General features: G+C 54.3%; 19 protein-coding genes and 1 riboswitch. All 19 genes read right to left on the reverse strand.

Annotated elements, in window-relative coordinates; all coding sequences use genetic code 11:
* Window positions 1-30 precede the first annotated feature (30 nt).
* Window positions 31-216, reverse strand: a riboswitch (FMN riboswitch).
* Between the two features lie 30 nt (window positions 217-246).
* Complete coding sequence (locus tag H7F31_RS22745; RefSeq protein ID WP_087567050.1) at window positions 247-678, reverse strand: peptidylprolyl isomerase; 432 nt, start codon at window positions 676-678, stop codon at window positions 247-249.
* Between the two features lie 53 nt (window positions 679-731).
* Complete coding sequence (gene lysA, locus H7F31_RS22750) at window positions 732-2,063, reverse strand: diaminopimelate decarboxylase (RefSeq protein WP_187100655.1); 1,332 nt, start codon at window positions 2,061-2,063, stop codon at window positions 732-734.
* A gap of 134 nt (window positions 2,064-2,197) precedes the next feature.
* Window positions 2,198-3,880 (reverse strand): spore germination protein, encoded by a 1,683-nt coding sequence (locus tag H7F31_RS22755; RefSeq protein WP_261800549.1) that lies wholly within the window; start codon window positions 3,878-3,880, stop codon window positions 2,198-2,200.
* 64 nt (window positions 3,881-3,944) lie between these two features.
* On the reverse strand, window positions 3,945-4,373 hold the full coding sequence (locus tag H7F31_RS22760; protein ID WP_187100656.1) for a stage V sporulation protein AB: 429 nt from the start codon (window positions 4,371-4,373) through the stop codon (window positions 3,945-3,947).
* Entirely contained in the window at window positions 4,366-5,028 is a 663-nt protein-coding gene (locus H7F31_RS22765) for a stage V sporulation protein AA (RefSeq protein ID WP_187100657.1), read from the reverse strand. Before H7F31_RS22765 ends, H7F31_RS22760 begins: the two co-directional genes overlap by 8 nt.
* A gap of 142 nt (window positions 5,029-5,170) precedes the next feature.
* On the reverse strand, window positions 5,171-5,926 hold the full coding sequence (sigF, locus tag H7F31_RS22770; protein ID WP_087567053.1) for an RNA polymerase sporulation sigma factor SigF: 756 nt from the start codon (window positions 5,924-5,926) through the stop codon (window positions 5,171-5,173).
* 21 nt (window positions 5,927-5,947) lie between these two features.
* On the reverse strand, window positions 5,948-6,394 hold the full coding sequence (gene spoIIAB, locus H7F31_RS22775; RefSeq protein ID WP_087567054.1) for an anti-sigma F factor: 447 nt from the start codon (window positions 6,392-6,394) through the stop codon (window positions 5,948-5,950).
* A complete protein-coding gene (spoIIAA, locus tag H7F31_RS22780; protein WP_087567055.1) occupies window positions 6,391-6,744 on the reverse strand; it encodes an anti-sigma F factor antagonist in 354 nt (117 codons plus the stop codon). Before spoIIAA ends, spoIIAB begins: the two co-directional genes overlap by 4 nt.
* A 164-nt stretch (window positions 6,745-6,908) precedes the next feature.
* Window positions 6,909-8,036 (reverse strand): D-alanyl-D-alanine carboxypeptidase family protein, encoded by a 1,128-nt coding sequence (locus H7F31_RS22785; RefSeq protein WP_187105486.1) that lies wholly within the window; start codon window positions 8,034-8,036, stop codon window positions 6,909-6,911.
* 189 nt (window positions 8,037-8,225) lie between these two features.
* A complete protein-coding gene (locus tag H7F31_RS22790) occupies window positions 8,226-9,566 on the reverse strand; it encodes a pyrimidine-nucleoside phosphorylase (protein WP_187100658.1) in 1,341 nt (446 codons plus the stop codon).
* Between the two features lie 41 nt (window positions 9,567-9,607).
* On the reverse strand, window positions 9,608-9,793 hold the full coding sequence (locus H7F31_RS22795; protein ID WP_187100659.1) for a Spo0E family sporulation regulatory protein-aspartic acid phosphatase: 186 nt from the start codon (window positions 9,791-9,793) through the stop codon (window positions 9,608-9,610).
* A 110-nt stretch (window positions 9,794-9,903) separates the two neighbouring features.
* Window positions 9,904-10,731, reverse strand: coding sequence for a purine-nucleoside phosphorylase (locus tag H7F31_RS22800; protein WP_261800104.1), 828 nt, complete (start codon window positions 10,729-10,731; stop codon window positions 9,904-9,906).
* 78 nt (window positions 10,732-10,809) lie between these two features.
* The gene (deoB, locus tag H7F31_RS22805) at window positions 10,810-12,006 is read right to left on the reverse strand and encodes a phosphopentomutase (RefSeq protein WP_187100660.1); all 1,197 of its coding nucleotides are present in this window, start codon (window positions 12,004-12,006) and stop codon (window positions 10,810-10,812) included.
* A 23-nt stretch (window positions 12,007-12,029) separates the two neighbouring features.
* A complete protein-coding gene (xerD, locus tag H7F31_RS22810) occupies window positions 12,030-12,923 on the reverse strand; it encodes a site-specific tyrosine recombinase XerD (protein ID WP_087567060.1) in 894 nt (297 codons plus the stop codon).
* A gap of 104 nt (window positions 12,924-13,027) precedes the next feature.
* On the reverse strand, window positions 13,028-13,261 hold the full coding sequence (locus H7F31_RS22815; protein WP_187100661.1) for a DUF4227 family protein: 234 nt from the start codon (window positions 13,259-13,261) through the stop codon (window positions 13,028-13,030).
* A gap of 231 nt (window positions 13,262-13,492) precedes the next feature.
* Entirely contained in the window at window positions 13,493-14,632 is a 1,140-nt protein-coding gene (gene ald, locus H7F31_RS22820; protein ID WP_187100662.1) for an alanine dehydrogenase, read from the reverse strand.
* 237 nt (window positions 14,633-14,869) lie between these two features.
* Window positions 14,870-15,328 (reverse strand): ferric iron uptake transcriptional regulator, encoded by a 459-nt coding sequence (locus tag H7F31_RS22825; RefSeq protein WP_108996210.1) that lies wholly within the window; start codon window positions 15,326-15,328, stop codon window positions 14,870-14,872.
* A gap of 93 nt (window positions 15,329-15,421) precedes the next feature.
* Window positions 15,422-16,045 (reverse strand): stage II sporulation protein M, encoded by a 624-nt coding sequence (gene spoIIM, locus H7F31_RS22830; protein ID WP_261800105.1) that lies wholly within the window; start codon window positions 16,043-16,045, stop codon window positions 15,422-15,424.
* A gap of 148 nt (window positions 16,046-16,193) precedes the next feature.
* Window positions 16,194-16,763 carry an NUDIX hydrolase gene (locus H7F31_RS22835; RefSeq protein ID WP_187105488.1) on the reverse strand — a complete coding sequence of 190 codons (570 nt, stop codon included), beginning with the start codon at window positions 16,761-16,763 and terminating at the stop codon, window positions 16,194-16,196.
* Window positions 16,764-16,782: the final 19 nt, after the last annotated feature.

The raw sequence follows: 16,782 nt of genomic DNA on the forward strand, positions 1-16,782 counted from the left end.
GAGCATTTAAACAGACAACAAATGCCGAAGCTTCTCCTTCTCCCATCCAGACTATACTGTCGGTCCCGGATTTGCACCAGGTCCACCGTTCCGTTCTCTTGCGAGATTCGGCCCGGGTCACGGACTGACGGAGGCGGGAAACGAAGCCGCATAACGACTTGTTCCCTTCTCCCGATCACCGCCGGTTGGGAATTTCACCCTGCCCCGAAGGAAAGCTGATTACATTAAGTTAGTGACATCTTAACACTAATCGTTTAAAACTTCAACCTTTTCCATTTTGTCTCCGCCTTTAAGGGCGTCCACATGTTCCATGCCTTTGGTTACTTTGCCGAAAACCGTATGGCCGCCGTCCAGATGCGGCTGCGGCTGGTAGCAAATATAGAATTGGCTTCCGCCCGTGTTACGGCCTGCATGGGCCATGGCTAGCGTGCCGCGCTCGTGTTTGTTCGGGTTGATCTCGCAGTTGATTTGGTAGCCAGGGCCGCCAGTGCCGTTGCCTGTCGGGCAGCCGCCTTGCGCGACGAAACCAGGGATAACGCGATGGAACGAAAGACCGTTATAGAAACCTTCGTTTGCCAATTTCTCGAAGTTGGCTACCGTATTGGGTGCATCCTGGTCGAACAGCTCCAATTGGACCTCTCCGCCGCTTGCCAATTTGATTTTTGCTTGTTTTGCCATGATTGTCATCTACCTTTCTTATTCCGTATATGACTACGTTACCAATTCCGTCCTTATTTCGCAAGGGGGGATTTCTGCAGTCTTGCCGGAATAACGTCGTTGCATACGATATTATCAAGCGATTCGCGCTTTACGACGAGGTCCGCTTCGCCGTCTTTTACGAAGACAACGGCGGGACGACGAATTCGATTGTAGTTGCTTGCCATGGCGTAATTGTAGGCGCCCGTGCAGAATACCGCGAGCAAATCGCCGCTTTCCGCCTTCGGAAGCTCCAGATCCCAGATCAGCATATCGCCGCTCTCGCAGCACTTGCCCGCGATGGATACGGTCTCCTCTGCCGCTTCGTTGGCACGGTTTGCAAGAATCGCCTCGTAACGGGATTGGTACAGTGCGGGACGCGGGTTGTCCGTCATGCCGCCGTCAACGGCAATGTATTTGCGCACGCCCGGAATGTTTTTGCTTGTCCCAATCGTGTACAGCGTCGTGCCTGCATCGCCAACCATGCTGCGGCCTGGCTCTACCCAGATCTCTGGAAGCGGGAAGTCGGCTGCGGAGAAATTGGACTTGATCGCACCGGTAATGGCCTCGACGTATTCGCTGATCGGCAGAGGCGTGTCGCCTTCGACGTAACGGATGCCGAAACCTCCGCCCAGGTTAATCACCTTGAACGTCAGCCCCAGCTCGGAGCGAATGGATACCGCGAACCCGGCCACCTTGTCCACTGCCATGCGGAAACCTTCCACCTCGAAAATTTGGGAACCGATATGGGAATGTACGCCGAGCACTTCCAGGTTAGGAAGGGCGCTCGCTTGCTCGATGGCTTTCTTCGCCGCTCCGTTGCCAAGATCGAAGCCGAACTTGGAATCCTGTTGTCCCGTCGAAATATAATCATGCGTATGCGCTTCTACGCCCGGCGTAATGCGAAGCAGAATATTAACCTTTTTGCCCTTCTCGCCTGCTATGGCGTTAAGCAGAGCAAGCTCGTGGAAGTTGTCCACGACGAAGCAGCCGATCTCGGCGTCGAGAGCCATCTCGATTTCGTCCGGCGTTTTGTTGTTGCCATGGAAGTGAATGCGATGAGCCGGGAAGCCGGCTTGGAGCGCCGTATACAGCTCGCCGTCGGACACGACGTCCAGCGACAGGCCTTCCTGCTCGGCGATGGAGCACATGGCCATAACGCTAAACGCTTTGCTGGCGTAAGCGACCTGGAATTTCAGTCCCGATGCTTTAAATGCTTCTACGTATTCTCTTGCGCGCTGACGAACAAGCGTCTCATCAACGATATATAACGGCGTGCCGAACTCCTTTGCCAGATCGGCAACGTCACGCCCTCCGATTTCAAGATGGCCACTCGCGTTAATTGTGCTGGTACCATGCAGATACATATTGTTTTCCCCTCGTCTTTCTCCGCCGCCTTGTTTGCCAGCGGATATGATTTGCATCTTATGGCATCAGTATAACGCAAAACGTTGTTGTCCGAAATGGATAAATACGCATTTCATTTGTATTTTTTGGGCTTCTATTCCGTACTGGGCATTTTATTGATCTGCTTTGGCCTCAAAATATTGGGACGTTTGCGGTTATAGAGCAGCGGCTGACGGAAAATAATGCTGATCATCGCCCTTGCGTCAAAGGGAATGATCGGCCACATGTACGGACGGTTCATGGACCGCTCTACCGTCAGATAAATCAAAATGACTGTCGTGCTGACGACAAGCCCCGGCACGTTGAAAGCAGCCACGGCCGCCAGAAGCACGAGCCGCACGATCCGGTTAGCAAGTCCCAGCTCATAGCTCGGCGTGGCGAACATGCCTATTGCCGCGATCGCCATATATAGAATGACCTCGTTCACGAATACACCTGTCTGCACCGCGATGTCCCCGATCAGGATGGCGGCTACTAGCGACATCGCGGTGGCCAGGGAAGAAGGGGTGTGGACGGATGCCATCCGCATGAGATCAATACCGATTTCGGCTAACAAGAACTGGACGAACAGCGGTATTTTGCCCATCTCGCTCGGACCTAGAAACTCCAGCATGGCAGGCTTGTATTCGGGATGCATGACGAACAGCAGCCATAAAGGCAGCATGAACAACGACGCGAAAACGCCGGCGAACCTCACCCACCGTAGATAAGTGCCGATAAACGGCGTCTGGCGATTTTCTTCGGCATGCTGCATCAGATCCGTATACGTTGTGGGAAGGGTCATGACGGATGGCGACGTGTCGACGAACACGGCGACGGCTCCCTCGAGAAGATGCGCGGCGACGGTGTCCGGCCGTTCCGAGTAACGTACCAGCGGGAAGGGGCTCCAGCCCCGTTTGATGGTCGCCTCCTCCAACTGCTTGTCCGCCAACGGCAAGCCGTCCACCTTGACCTTGGAAATCTTATCCTTGATCGACTCCAGCAGCTGATTGTCCACGATGTCATCAATATAGGCAATGCAGACATCCGTTTTCGTTCGCTCGCCGATTTGGATCAGCTCGTAACGAAGCTTGGGATCGCGAAGCCTTCTCCGGACAAGCGAGATGTTGACCATCAACGTCTCGATAAAGCCGTCGCGGCTGCCCCTTACGACCTTCTCCAGCGAAGGCTCCTCCGGACCGCGAGCGGGAAGATTCTTCGCATCGATCTTAAGCGCTGTAGTCTCGCCGTCGATAAACAAAGCGGAGCCCCCGGCAAGAACGCTGTTGACCAGTTTGTCCCAATCCTCTTCCCTGTCTACCTGCGCGGCAGGGACATAGAGATCCACGAAGGCATGCACCGCATCGCTGCTTAGATCGTCGGGATGCAGGTAAGTGAGCCGCTTGAGCACTTCTGTCAGCAGATCATCCTTGGACAAACCATTTAGGCAAAATAATGCCGTCCGTCTCTCTCCGAAGGTCATTTCCCTTACGACGATATCAAAGCTTGTGCCGTAGCCGACATCCGTTTTAAGCTTCTCCAGCACATCGTCCAGATGTTCGGGGATGGGCTGGTTTGACGTTTCCTGCTCATTCCACTTGCGACCGCCCGCGCTGGTCACTTCGCCTTGTTCGGAAGTCTCATCATGGCTCCCATGGTCTCCGCCTGCTTGCCGATCCTCTTCACCCTCGTCCTGCTGTCGCGAACGAACTGCCGCATCTTCTCCTTTGTCATCCGACAAAAACGCCATGACTTCTTCAGAGCCTTTATCTTGACCGTCGAACTTTTCATTGTCCATATTCGCCACGTTTCTCACCTCGTCCTTATCCCTCTGAAATATTACCGCTTCAGCTGCTCTCGAATTACCATTGGAACACCAGCCAGTCGAACAACGAGCCAACGGTTTTGCCGAGCACCATGGCCATCACCAGGCCGAACATGTAGGCGGATAAACCAAGCCGTTTAGCCAGAATAGGCAGTACGTTTATGACCTCCGTTAGCGCGGCAGCAAGCATGCCTACGAACATCCCGTCAAGGAGTCCGGATCCCGCCAGAGCGAATGCGGACGGCAGACGGACCTTCCAATCCATAAAGTCGGCGAACGTCCAATACAGCGAGCCGCACACGATCGCCGTCTCGAACCAGATTGACATCCGGAACGCGCGGGACAGCTGCGCAAGCCGGGGCACAAGATCGAACACGATAAGCAAAGCCACGAGCCCGCTCCCTACCGCAAGCCCTCCCGCGACCCCCAGGACGGCGATAAATAGATTTTCCACTGCCCTAATCATTGCGAACACCGCCTCCGCCTTTGCGCATCTGGTCATAATCGGCCTGCTTGCGGATCTCGTCGGCAATGACATAAGCATTCATATTCTCCTGATACATGTACAGCTCTACTTCCAGCGGGTTTGGTTCCTCATTGAACCTCTTGCGGAAAATATGGTTGAAAAACAGCACCATCCCGAGGCCAATGCCTAGCGAATATGGGATTTGGAACCACAGCGGGTGCTCCACCCGTTCGCCCGTAATAAGCTCGACGATCCGGATATGTACCTCCCTCATGCTGACATCCGTGTGAAAGTTCATGATCGCAAGACCGGCGCCAAAAAAAAGCAGCAGCCAGGACAGCACCAGCATGACATATCTCGGCTTGACCGGTTTGTCCGCCACCATGATCAGCACCTGCGGGTCGCCATAGGCCTCCACCGTGACGTTCTCTATCTCGCCGCGTATTTTTTTGACGATCTGCAGGAGATCGATGACAACCCGGTTTCCGTCGCTTTTGCGATGATCGTAGAGCGGGAGCGCGGCCAGCCTTTGCGCCAGCTCATCTTCGTCCGTTAGAAGCCGGGCAACCTGCCCCAGCGTGACCATATGATGCGGCTTGATGTATATTCTTTTTTTCAATCGCAGATAGATAACGGATTGGACCTTCTCGCCCATCTCTGGATCATCCCTTCTGCATAAACAAAATCTTGTTATGCTGTTTTCAACGTTAGTATGGGACGCGAAGGATTAGGATACTCAACCAATTTCAAACAATATTGCAGGCATGCGCCTTCACACGAGAAAAAGAACCAAACCGCTATTGAGCGATTTGGTCCCTGATGGACTGCAATATTTTTTTCTCCAGCCGCGATACTTGCACTTGCGAGATGCCGAGCCTGCTTGCAACCTCGGATTGCGTCTTGTCCCTATAATACCGGAGGAACACGATTAGCCGTTCGCGTTCGCTAAGTCCTTCGATCGCTTCCTCGAGGGCAAGCTTATCGAACCAACGCTCTTGCGAATCGTCGGCGATTTGATCCATCAGCGTGATGGGATCGCCGTCGTTCTCGAACACCGTCTCGTGAATAGAAGTTGGCGGCTTGTTCGCCTCCTGCGCGAATACGACATCCTCCGGCGTAATGCCGAGCGCTTCCGCCACTTCGCCGATCGTCGGAAGCCTGCCCATCGTCTTCGACAGCTCATCCTTCATCTTGCGGACCTTGTTGGCCGTCTCCTTGAGCGAGCGGCTTACCTTCAGCGTGCCATCGTCCCGCAGGAATCGCTGGATCTCGCCGATAATCATCGGCACCGCATAGGTGGAGAACTTGACGTCGTACGACAGATCGAACTTGTCCACCGACTTCAGAAGTCCGATACATCCGATCTGGAACAGATCCTCCGGCTCGTAGCCGCGGTTCATGAAGCGTTGCACGACGGACCACACGAGGCGTATATTGCAGTTTACCAACGTGTCGCGGGCGACGGAGTCGCCGGATTGGCTTAGCGCGATCAGTCGTTTGACTTCGGCATCGTCAAGATAGGGCTGGGCTGATTGCTTCATATCTGCTTTCATGAGGCTGGGCCTCCCTATGCGCTAGTTATAGAGCGCTTTTTTTGATTCGATCCGCTTGACCATCGCCACCCGGGTTCCCCCGTCGACTCGGCTCGCTACTTCGAAGTGATCCATAAAATTTTCCATGATCGTAAAACCCATTCCGGAACGCTCGAGCTCCGGCTTTGATGTGTACAATGGTTGACGTGCCAGCTCTACGTCCTCAATGCCGTTTCCTTCGTCCGAGACGATAATGGAGACGGTATCCCGCTCGATGCTGGCTTCAATCGTGACTTCGCGCGACGAATCGTTGTCGTAGCCGTGAATGATCGCATTCGTGACGGCCTCGGACACGGCGGTCTTAAGATCGTTCAGCTCTTCAAGCGTCGGGTCCAGCTGGGAGACGAAGGCCGACACCGCGACGCGGGCGAACGCCTCATTCTCCGAGCGTGCGCTGAACGTCAGCTTCATTTGGTTGCTCCCTGTCATGACACCACCTCCAAAGACGATATCGCGTTCCTCTCGTTGTCGTGAACCGATATGATTTTGAACAACCCGGACAGCTCGAACAACCGCTTTACGCCGGGATTGATGTCGCAGACGACCATCTTGCCGCCCTTGCTCTTGACTTGCTTATAGCGTCCCAAGATGACGCCGAGTCCCGAGCTGTCCATAAATTGCAGCTCTTTGAGGCTAAGAATGACATGATTCACTTGGTCTTTCAGGAGAGCTTCCTCCATCTTGTACCGCACGACGTTAGCCGTATGATGGTCCAGCTCGCCGTATAGCCTTACAATCAACACGTTGCGGTAATGCTCCAACTCGATTTGCAGACTCATGTACGCTCCTCATCTCCCTCACAGTCAATCTTGCATAGATGCAATCGCCGAGATAGAACAAGGGATTCAACAGCAGCGCTTCGTATTCCTGCATGCCGACAAAACTAGAAGATTACCGCTACAAGCTGACAAATAGCGCGGAGTGCAGCTTCCACAATAAGATATTAATTGCTGAACAGACTGGAAGCGGATCGTTTCAGCATCTTCCACCAATTCGCCTTGCCCACATCCTCCGGCGAAGTGATGGCAAACTCCTTCAGCACTTGATCTCCATCGTAGACGACCAGCTTGCCGACAGAATCTCCTGCCGCAACAGGCGCCTTGACGACTTCGTTAAGCTTAAGCTCGTAACGTATGTTGGCCGTCGGGGTGCCCTTTTTCAATAACACGCTATAGGGCCGATCCGCCACAAGCGGGAGCTCGGACTGCATGCCCTTGGCTACACGAAGTTTGCCGATGCCGTCGCCTGCTTCGATGACGGGATAGTTCATATATTGCGCAAAGGAATAATCGAACATCTGGGAAACTTCAACGTTACGATGCTTCGTCGTCGGTTCGCCCATTACGACCGCGATAATCCGCATGTCGTCGCGCTTCGCGGTAGCGGAAAGACAATATTTCGCTTCGCTTGTATAACCCGTCTTAAGTCCGTCGGCGCCGCTATAGAATCGCACGAGCTTATTCGTGTTGACGAGCCAGAACGGCTTCTCGGAATCTTTTCTCAAGTAATCCTGGTAAAGACCCGTGTACTTTGTCACTTCCTGATGTTTGAGCAGCTCGCGCGACATGATGGCGATATCGTGAGCGGACGAATAATGTCCCTGTACAGGCAGCCCGTTCGGATTAACGAAATGGGTATCCTTCATGCCGAGCTCCTGAGCCTTCGCGTTCATCATCGCCACAAAGTTCATCTCGGTCCCCGCAAGCTTCTCGGCCATAGCGACAGACGCATCGTTGCCGGACGCAAGCGCGATTCCCTTAATCATGTCTTCGGCCGACATTTCCTCCCCTTGTTCCAGGAAAATCTGCGAGCCGCCCATCGAAGCCGCGTATTCGCTTGTGCTTACTTTGTCGGTCAGCTTAAGCTGACCGTTGTCGAGCGCCTCCATAACGAGGAGCAGCGTCATGATCTTCGTAATACTGGCCGGGGGAAGCTGGTCATGGCTGTTTTTCTCAAAGATGACCGTGCCGCTGTCGGCATCCATCAAAATCGCGGAGCGGGCGGATGGCGCCAAATCGATATGCGGAGCCCCTTCCTCCGCGGCGGCAAAGGTCGGCAGCGCAAGAGCCATCGCTACAGTTAGTGCAAGAATGGTGACGAATCTAATTTTCAACGTCAGGTCCCTCCTGGATGATTGTCGGTACTATTTTCCTTTTCAGTGTTAACCTTCTTGCAGGAAATTATTCCTATATGGGGCCGATGACGGAATTCAAAAAACCGCCAATCGGCAAATGCCGATCGGCGGTTCCATGTCCTTGATTTAGTTGCCTTCCGCGAGCCGCTTAACGCCGTCCTTCGTCACGACGGCTAACAGGAGCGGTTTTACATTCGGCCGCGCCGATTGGATGCTGTACGCGGCTTTCACCCTGTCTACGACGCTTGCCGTTTCGCCATTCTCCACACGGATGTGAAGAGTAGCAATCGGCTCGCCTTCCGTCACTTCATCGCCGACCTTCTTGACGATAACGAGACCCACCGCATAATCGATGGCCGCGTCCTTCGTCGCCCTGCCAGCGCCTAGCATCATCGCCGCAAGTCCAAGCTGCTCCGCATCGATAGCCGCCACATAACCGCCGATCGGCGCAAGCACTTGGATACGCGCCGGCGCAGCAGGCAGCCTATCCGGATGATCGACAACGGAGCCGTCTCCGCCTTGCGCTTCGATAAAAGCTTTGAATTTCGCCAGCGCTTCGCCGTTATTAAGGCGCTCCCGAAGAAGTCTCTTTCCCTCTTCGATAGAGGAAGCCGCGCCGCCAAGCACCACCATATGAGAGCCTAACGCAAGACAAAGCTCCGTCAAGTCCTCCGGTCCCTGACCGCGCAGCGTCTCGACCGCTTCCGCCACCTCAAGCGCATTGCCGATCGCGAAGCCCAGCGGCTGATCCATATCGCTGATGACGGCTGCCGTATCGCGTCCAACCTGATTCCCAATACCAACCATAGCTGCAGCCAGCTTCTCCGCATCCGCCTGCGTCTTCATAAACGCGCCGCTGCCCGTCTTTACGTCCAGCACGATCGCATCCGCGCCAGCCGCAATTTTTTTGCTCATGACGGAGCTTGCGATAAGCGGTATAGACTCTACCGTTGCCGTTACATCCCTAAGGGCATACAGCTTTTTGTCCGCGGGCGCCAAGTCGCCGCTCTGACCGATAACGGCCAGCCCAAGATCGTTCACTTGGGCGATAAACGTCTCCCGATCCAGCTCCGTGCGGAAGCCTGGTATGGATTCCAGCTTGTCGATCGTGCCGCCGGTGTGGCCAAGGCCCCTTCCCGACATCTTGGCAACGGGGACGCCCGCGGAAGCGACGAGGGGACCGATAATTAGCGTTGTCTTATCGCCGACGCCGCCTGTGCTGTGTTTGTCCACCTTGACGCCGCGAATTGGCGACAGGTTCACCATGTCGCCGGATTCAGCCATAGCCATCGTCAATGCCGCGGTCTCGTCTTCGGTCATGCCTTGATAGAATACGGCCATAGCCCATGCAGACATCTGATAATCGGGAATATCGCTGCTGCTATATCCTTTGATCAGAAAGGCAATCTCTGCGGAGCTCAGCTCCCCGCCATTCCTCTTTTTGTGTATACAATCCACTGCCCGCATAACGGCCTCCTCCAGTATCCATGCCCGTATGTTGCCTTGCGTCAGCTCGATCTGGAAAATACGCGGCTTTTGGATTGCGACAGCCTCTCCGATTGCACTTGGACGATAATTTCATCAAGCGTCTGGCTTAACACCAGCACGTCTTGATGAAGAAGGTCCTGTTCGATCAGCGCCGTCTCCACCATCTCTCCGCGAAGCCTCTCCAGCTCCAATAACAGCTTGTCCATGACGTTGTCCACTCCATCTTTCTGTAATCATGGACATTATACGACGAGCGCAACGAAAAACACTGTCATAATGAGTCGAGCAAATTATTACAATTATGTTACAATCCCGCTTACATTTTCGAAATCAACGATGTCACAAGTCCCAGGAACCGGGACTTGACTCGTTCCGCCGTCTCCATCACTTCCTCGTGGGACAGCGGCTGGTCCAGAATTCCGGACGCCATATTCGTAATGCAGGAAATACCGACCACTTCAATGCCGGAATGGCGAGCCGCAATCACTTCGGCGACCGTCGACATTCCGACGGCATCCGCGCCAAGCGCGCGAAGCATCCGGATCTCGGCCGGCGTCTCGTACGACGGACCCAGCAGTCCGGCATAGACACCTTCCTTCAGCGCAAAGCCTTGCATGGAAGCAATCTCCTTCGCAACCTCGCGCAGCCGCTTGCTGTACGCTTCCGACATGTCGGGAAAGCGCACGCCGAGCGAATCGTCATTTGGTCCGATAAGCGGATTGCGACCTGTCAGGTTAATATGGTCGGAGATCAGCATCAGGTTGCCCGAAGCGAAGTCCAGATTAATGCCTCCGGCCGCATTCGTTACGAGCAAAGCGCGGACGCCCAGCGCCTTCATCACGCGTACCGGAAAAGCCGTAAGTTCCGGACCGTAACCCTCGTACATATGGAACCGGCCGCGCATTAATACGACGATTCTGCCAGACAAGCGGCCGATCAACAGCTCGCCGGCATGTCCCTCCACGGTCGAGATCGGAAAGTGGGGAATGTCGTGGTACGGGATGACGACCGGCTCCTCCAAATGGTCGCCCAGCACGCCTAGACCGGAGCCCATAATAAGCCCGATTTCCGGCGACAGCGCCGTCTTTTCCCGGATAAAAGCCGCAGCTTCCACAATATGTGCGTTCATTAGTTGATTCAACATGTTTACTTCCCCTTCCAGTTCATAGTTGTCTCGTATAAAGAAGCCGGACGGCTTGTTTGCATTCCGCCTTCCAGCAGTTTATTCTGCGGCGGTTTCGGTCACTAGCTCGGACAAAAAGCTGCGCCCGCTAGGCGGAGCTAAAACACCAAAATTATCGGCGATTGTCGCACCGAGATCTGCAAAGGTTGTTCGTACCGGCATAGCGCCGGGCACTCGGAACGCCGGACTGTAAGCCAGTATCGGCACATACTCCCGCGTATGATCCGTGCCGGGATGAGTGGGATCATTCCCGTGATCCGCCGTAATGACGAGCAAGTCTCTTGGCCCGATCTTGCTCTTTAGCTCAGGCAGCGCAGCGTCAAATTCCTCCAACGCGGCCGCATAACCTTGAGGATCCCGACGATGCCCGAACAACGAATCGAAATCAACGAGATTCGTGAACAGCAGACCGCTAAAGGACTCGCCCAACGCGTCGATCGTTCGCCTAATGCCGTCCGCATTGCTTTTCGTCTGCTGAGAGGACGTTATGCCTTCACCGTCGAAAATATCGTTGATCTTGCCGATGGACCGCACCTCGAGTCCACCGTCCTTGAGCGCGTTCAGTACGGTTGGCTGAGGCGGCTTCACCGCATAGTCATGGCGGTTCGGAGTCCGCCTGAACTCGCCTGGCCGTCCCACGTATGGTCTTGCAATCACTCGCCCGACTGTGAACCGCTCGTCCATTGTCAGCTCCCTGGCGATCTCGCAAGCCCGGTACAGCTCCTCCAGAGGGATAACTTCCTCATGCGCGGCGATTTGGAATACGCTGTCCGCCGATGTATAGACGATCCATGCGCCCGTCTTCATCTGCTCCTCCCCCAGCTCGTCCAGTATCTCGGTACCGCTTGCGGATTTGTTCCCGATGACCTTCCGCCCCGTTCGCTCCTCGAACGGACCGATAAGCTCGGGAGGGAAACCGTCAGGGAATGTTTGAAAAGGCACGGTCAGTCTCAGCCCCATAAGCTCCCAATGTCCCGTCATCGTGTCCTTGCCGACGGATACCTCCGCCATCTTGCCATAATAAGCCTCGGCTGGCTTCCCGGCTGGCGACCAATCCGCGATAGGCGCGATCCGGTCGAGCCCCATAGCTCTTAAATTCGGCAATGAAATACCCGGCACGACGCTTGCGATATGACCGAGCGTATGGGAACCGGCATCGCCGAACAGTTCGGCATCCGGCAGCTCGCCGATCCCTACGCTGTCCAGGACAACAACGGCAATTCGATCAAACTTCATAGCTTATGTCCACCCTCTCTATGTTAGGCTCTTGGATGCGCTCCCTGATATACATCCTTAAGCCTGTTCTTGGCGCTTTGCGAATATTTTAATGTCGTGGCGATATCGGCATGTCCCAGCAGCTCCTGCACGGTCCTGACGTCCGCGCCGCCCTCCAGTAGATGGGAGGCGACGGAATGCCTTAACGTATGCGGCGTAATCTGCTCCTCGATTTGTGCTTCCTTGCCGTATTTTTTGACCATCTTCCAGAAGCCTTGTCTCGTCATTCTCGTCCCCAGATGATTCAGAAACAAGGCAGTGCCGTCGTCCCGCCCTGTCAACAGCGCATCCCGTCCTCCTTCGGCGAGATAGCTCCTAATGGCTGCGTCGGCATGACTGCCATATGGAATGACGCGCTCCTTCAACCCGCTCCCCGTACACTGAATGTACCCCAGTTGCAGATGGACATGCTCGATGTTAAGCGCCACCATCTCCGACACCCGGATACCTGTTGCATATAGAAGCTCTAACATAGCTTTATCGCGTTTGCCGGAGGCATTGTCCGTCTTGGGCGAATCCAATAAAGCGGTCGTTACATCAACAGACAGCACTTGGGGAGCCCGTTTCTCCAGCTTGGGAGACTCCAGATACAGCGACGGATCCCGCAGGATTTTGCCGTTTAGCAGCAAGTGATGAAAAAAAGCACGCACGGCAACAACGCGGCGAGAGATCGTAGCCGCCTTCAATCCCTTTTCTTTCAACCGGTGCATATACGAAGCCAGGTGCTGACGCTGCACGGATTCCCAGGCGCCAATGCCATTTTCCTCGCAATAAAGATAACAAGAGTGGAGATCCCGTTCGTAAGAGGCTACGGAGTTTTTGGACAATCCGCGTTCATCCTGCAAATAACGTATGTAATGTTCCAATTGAGCTTTCAAGTCGTGACTTCCTTTCGCGCTTACAGCTTCGTGCTGGCAACATAATGCTGCTATGACCTTCATGACATTCCACATCCGTCCTGCTTTTTCCTTCTTTTCGCTTCTTATTCGCCATACCAGTAGAACCAGCGAAGACGGTTTGCGGAATTGCCGTGCTCCGGCGAAGAGGGAACCTGCTGCAGCACCTTAAGGGCGTCGCCTTTGGGTTTTTGGTAAGGATGCAAAGGCGAGACGACATCCAGCAGCCAGCGGTATCCGCCAGAAACGATCACAAGCAGCACTGCGAACAGGACGACAAAGAGCAGCCGGCTAAACCAGCTTTTAAACGATATAACCACAGGATCGGCCTCCTTCGTACGAATGCCCCGTGCGCTGTTTCGGCGTCAGCCTGGCTCTATTTATGCAGGGGCTGTTCGTACCACCTTATGAGGAGGCTTATCCGATTATGCCGACCTCTGAAAGTGCGAGTTCAAAAAGTTCGGTTTTCAGCACAATAGCGTATGCTTCCGATGCTGCGTTTTTTTCAAAAACGCTGTAGAAGATGGGAAGCGGGCTTTTTGAACAACCTCTTAAGGATCGAGCCGGTCGTATGATATGCTATCCAGCCACTTGTCGATCTCCGTAAAAGGTAGGCCCGTGGCGCTCGCTACGGCTTCATTTAGCAGCTTCCCGGCATGGGTGTTAACGCCTTTCTGCAGCGGCACGCTTCGTCTGATGGCTTCCCAGCCGCTGTTAGCAAGCTCCAGAGCATATGGTATCGTCACGTTCGTAAGGGCGAATGTAGAGGTTCTGGGAACCGCTCCTGGGATATTGGCAACGGCATAATGAATAACGCCGTGCTTAACGTAAACAGGGTCGCGATGCGTGGTTGGACGGTCGACGGTTGCGATCGAGCCTCCCTGGTCTACGGCGACATCAACGATGACGGAACCCTTCTTCATGCGCTGAACCATCTCCTCCGTCACCAGATGCGGCGCTTTGGCGCCTGGGATCAGCACGGCGCCGATAACGAGATCCGCATGACTGACAGCATCCGCAATATGGAGCGGACTCGACATAAGCGTGCGGATTCGGCTGTCGAACACTTCGTCCAGGTAACGCATCCGCTCCGCGCTTCGTTCGATAATGACGACATTAGCTCCTAAACCCAGCGCCATCCGGGCCGCATTTGTGCCAACAATTCCGCCGCCTATGACAACAACCTCCGCTGGAGGGACACCCGGCACGCCGCCGAGCAGTACCCCACGGCCTCCATAAAAGGATTCCAGGAATTGAGCGCCGACTTGCACCGCCATGCGCCCCGCTACTTCGCTCATCGGCACAAGCAATGGCAGACTGCCGTTCGGCAACTGGATCGTTTCGTAAGCGATCGACGTAACGCCGCTATCGACAAGCGCCTTCGTCAGCTCCGGCGCCGCCGCCAGGTGCAGGTAAGTGAACAGCATCAGTCCCTCGCGGAAATACTTGAACTCTTCCTGCAGAGGTTCTTTTACCTTCATGACCATGTCCGCTGCCCAAACTTCTTGCGGCGAATCCATGATTAATGCGCCTTCCCGCACGTAATCCGCGTCCAGAAATCCGCTGCCCTCACCCGCATTCGTCTCGACGAGGACTTCATGGCCGGCTGCCTTTAGCATCGTCACTCCTGCAGGGGTCAGCGCTACGCGGCCTTCGCTTTGTTTGATTTCCTTCGGCACACCGATCTTCATCCCACATCGCCTCCTGTACATACTTCCTCAAGCGTACCATATCCAGCGCAGGCTTAAATTATGTAACTTTGCCAAGAATGACAGGTCAATTATGGAGAAATGGAGAAAAAACTAAATCTTTCCTGGAATTAAAAAAACCTCTATCAGGGCCATGGTCCATTTTGCTTTGCGCGGCCGCGTCCAGAGGTATAGTTGAAAAAAGACTCCTGCATCCATGGCTGGATGACGAAGCCTCCGTTATTCATTCGGTTGGTCGTTTTTCTCCTGGCAGCGTCTGCAGACACCCTGGAAGTCAAGTCGATGGTCGGCAACGGCGAACCCGTATTCGCGCTCCAGCCGTTCTTCAAGAGGCAGCAGCCAATCTTCCTTGATCTCTTCCATGCTTCCGCATTGTACGCAGATCAAATGATGATGGTGATGCTTGCTGTTGTCCGCCCTCAAGTCATAACGGGCTACGCCGTCGCCGAAGTTCAATTTCTCCACGACGTGCATTTCGCTCAGCAACTCCAGCGTCCGGTATACGGTAGCCAGACCAATCTCCGGCGCCTTATCCTTTACGAGCATGAAAACATCCTCTGCGCTCAGATGATCTTCTTCGTTCTCCAGCAATACTCTTACTGTCGCTTCGCGCTGCGGGGTTAGCTTGTAGCCCTGCGATTGTAATTGCTGCTTTATAGTCTCGATCCGGGCTTCCATGGTTTCCCCCCTGCCAACATGTCGCATCCAGTTTACGGAAACGTCAACTACAATTATAGGGGGAATACCGTCAGAAAGTCAAACGTTTCTCTGTCAAATGATGCCGTTTGGTGGAGGCAGGTAAACGGAAGCCCAGCCTATGATTAGGGGAGACAAATACGCCTCGAATAACGCGGAGCCGGCAAACAGAAATAACATGATCATAACGGTCGATGTAAGCATGCCAAGCTGGGGCAGAAGCTCGCCCTTCTGCTGCTGGAGCAGCAGCCTGTGCTTCACGACGTAGACGGCAAAGGTAATCGCCGCCGCGCTGGCAATCATCATGGCTGGCACGGCAATGACATTTTGCGGCGCTACGGATAAAACAAAAAATACAATTCCTTTCCAGCCGTATTGCTGTACCAGAACGCCTCCCGTGAAACCAATCAACATTCCCTTGAGGAAATTAAGCGCCAATATGCCCGGAACCCCTATAACGATGATGCCCAAAATCCAGATCAGCATAACCCACTTGAAGTGAAACCAGAATCGGTCCCAGAACAGCGTTTCGGCGCTTGCATGCGCCGTTCCGTCCACCGATAGCACATAACGGTTGATCTCTCCCGCCAGCTCTTGCTGCTGCTCCAGCGTCAAAGCCCCGACAATCAAGGCGCCGAATACGGCGCCGACTACAAATAACACCGCTACGAAAATATATAAGTTCGTCCTGTATTTCAAGGCCGCGCACCCCATTCTCCATAGGAAAGAATAAACCCTTCCGACTTCGAAAGGGTTGTCTCTTTATTCTTATGAAAACATTGGACAGCTTATGCCAGGCAATAGAACGAACCGTCATCATACTGACGATGGACATCCTCCATACAATCTAAATAGTGCCCGTCTGGAGATACAGCTTCCAGGCATAGACAGCAAGAATCGTCTTGGCATCGCTGATGCGTCCTTCCGAGATGTAGCGCTCCGCCTGCTCCAGCGTAATCGCCTCGACCAACAAATCTTCATCCTCGTCGGGGTTCTGCTCGCCTCTCTCAAGCTCATCGGCGAAATATAGATAAAGTTTCTCGTCGGCAAAGCCCGGCGACGTATAGAAGGACGAGATGAGCTTAAGTCCCTTTGGCCGATAGCCCGTCTCTTCTTCCAGTTCTCTTGCGGCCGCCAGTGCGGGATCCTCGTCGCCGTCCAGCTTTCCTGCCGGAATTTCCACTTGAAAGATATCCATCGGCTTGCGGTATTGCTCCACGACAAGAAGCTTGCCGTCCAGCAGCGCCATGACAGCCGAGGCTCCGGGATGCCTTACGATTTCCCTCGTTGCAGTGCGTCCGCCTGGCAGAGCCACCGTATCCACCTGCAGCGAAATAATACGTCCTTCGAATATTTGCTCCGAGCTAACCGTTTCCTCGCGCCAAAGTTCCGAACGCTCCGGCTCTTGCTTCTGCATCCCCTGCTTCTGAGAAAGC

Origin of the sequence: Paenibacillus sp. PAMC21692, assembly GCF_014303795.1 — a bacterium.
Classification (GTDB): domain Bacteria; phylum Bacillota; class Bacilli; order Paenibacillales; family Paenibacillaceae; genus Pristimantibacillus; species Pristimantibacillus agaridevorans.

What these genes read in the sequence shown, in the direction of transcription:
- H7F31_RS22745 (WP_087567050.1), bottom strand. Translation starts at nt 678, where the DNA reads ATGGCAAAACAAGCAAAAATCAAATTGGCAAGCGGCGGAGAGGTCCAA.
- lysA (WP_187100655.1), bottom strand. Translation starts at nt 2,063, where the DNA reads ATGTATCTGCATGGTACCAGCACAATTAACGCGAGTGGCCATCTTGAA.
- H7F31_RS22755 (WP_261800549.1), bottom strand. Translation starts at nt 3,880, where the DNA reads ATGGACAATGAAAAGTTCGACGGTCAAGATAAAGGCTCTGAAGAAGTC.
- H7F31_RS22760 (WP_187100656.1), bottom strand. Translation starts at nt 4,373, where the DNA reads ATGATTAGGGCAGTGGAAAATCTATTTATCGCCGTCCTGGGGGTCGCG.
- H7F31_RS22765 (WP_187100657.1), bottom strand. Translation starts at nt 5,028, where the DNA reads ATGGGCGAGAAGGTCCAATCCGTTATCTATCTGCGATTGAAAAAAAGA.
- sigF (WP_087567053.1), bottom strand. Translation starts at nt 5,926, where the DNA reads ATGAAAGCAGATATGAAGCAATCAGCCCAGCCCTATCTTGACGATGCC.
- spoIIAB (WP_087567054.1), bottom strand. Translation starts at nt 6,394, where the DNA reads ATGACAGGGAGCAACCAAATGAAGCTGACGTTCAGCGCACGCTCGGAG.
- spoIIAA (WP_087567055.1), bottom strand. Translation starts at nt 6,744, where the DNA reads ATGAGTCTGCAAATCGAGTTGGAGCATTACCGCAACGTGTTGATTGTA.
- H7F31_RS22785 (WP_187105486.1), bottom strand. Translation starts at nt 8,036, where the DNA reads ATGGCTCTTGCGCTGCCGACCTTTGCCGCCGCGGAGGAAGGGGCTCCG.
- H7F31_RS22790 (WP_187100658.1), bottom strand. Translation starts at nt 9,566, where the DNA reads ATGCGGGCAGTGGATTGTATACACAAAAAGAGGAATGGCGGGGAGCTG.
- H7F31_RS22795 (WP_187100659.1), bottom strand. Translation starts at nt 9,793, where the DNA reads ATGGACAAGCTGTTATTGGAGCTGGAGAGGCTTCGCGGAGAGATGGTG.
- H7F31_RS22800 (WP_261800104.1), bottom strand. Translation starts at nt 10,731, where the DNA reads ATGTTGAATCAACTAATGAACGCACATATTGTGGAAGCTGCGGCTTTT.
- deoB (WP_187100660.1), bottom strand. Translation starts at nt 12,006, where the DNA reads ATGAAGTTTGATCGAATTGCCGTTGTTGTCCTGGACAGCGTAGGGATC.
- ald (WP_187100662.1), bottom strand. Translation starts at nt 14,632, where the DNA reads ATGAAGATCGGTGTGCCGAAGGAAATCAAACAAAGCGAAGGCCGCGTA.
- H7F31_RS22825 (WP_108996210.1), bottom strand. Translation starts at nt 15,328, where the DNA reads ATGGAAGCCCGGATCGAGACTATAAAGCAGCAATTACAATCGCAGGGC.
- H7F31_RS22835 (WP_187105488.1), bottom strand. Translation starts at nt 16,763, where the DNA reads ATGCAGAAGCAAGAGCCGGAGCGTTCGGAACTTTGGCGCGAGGAAACG.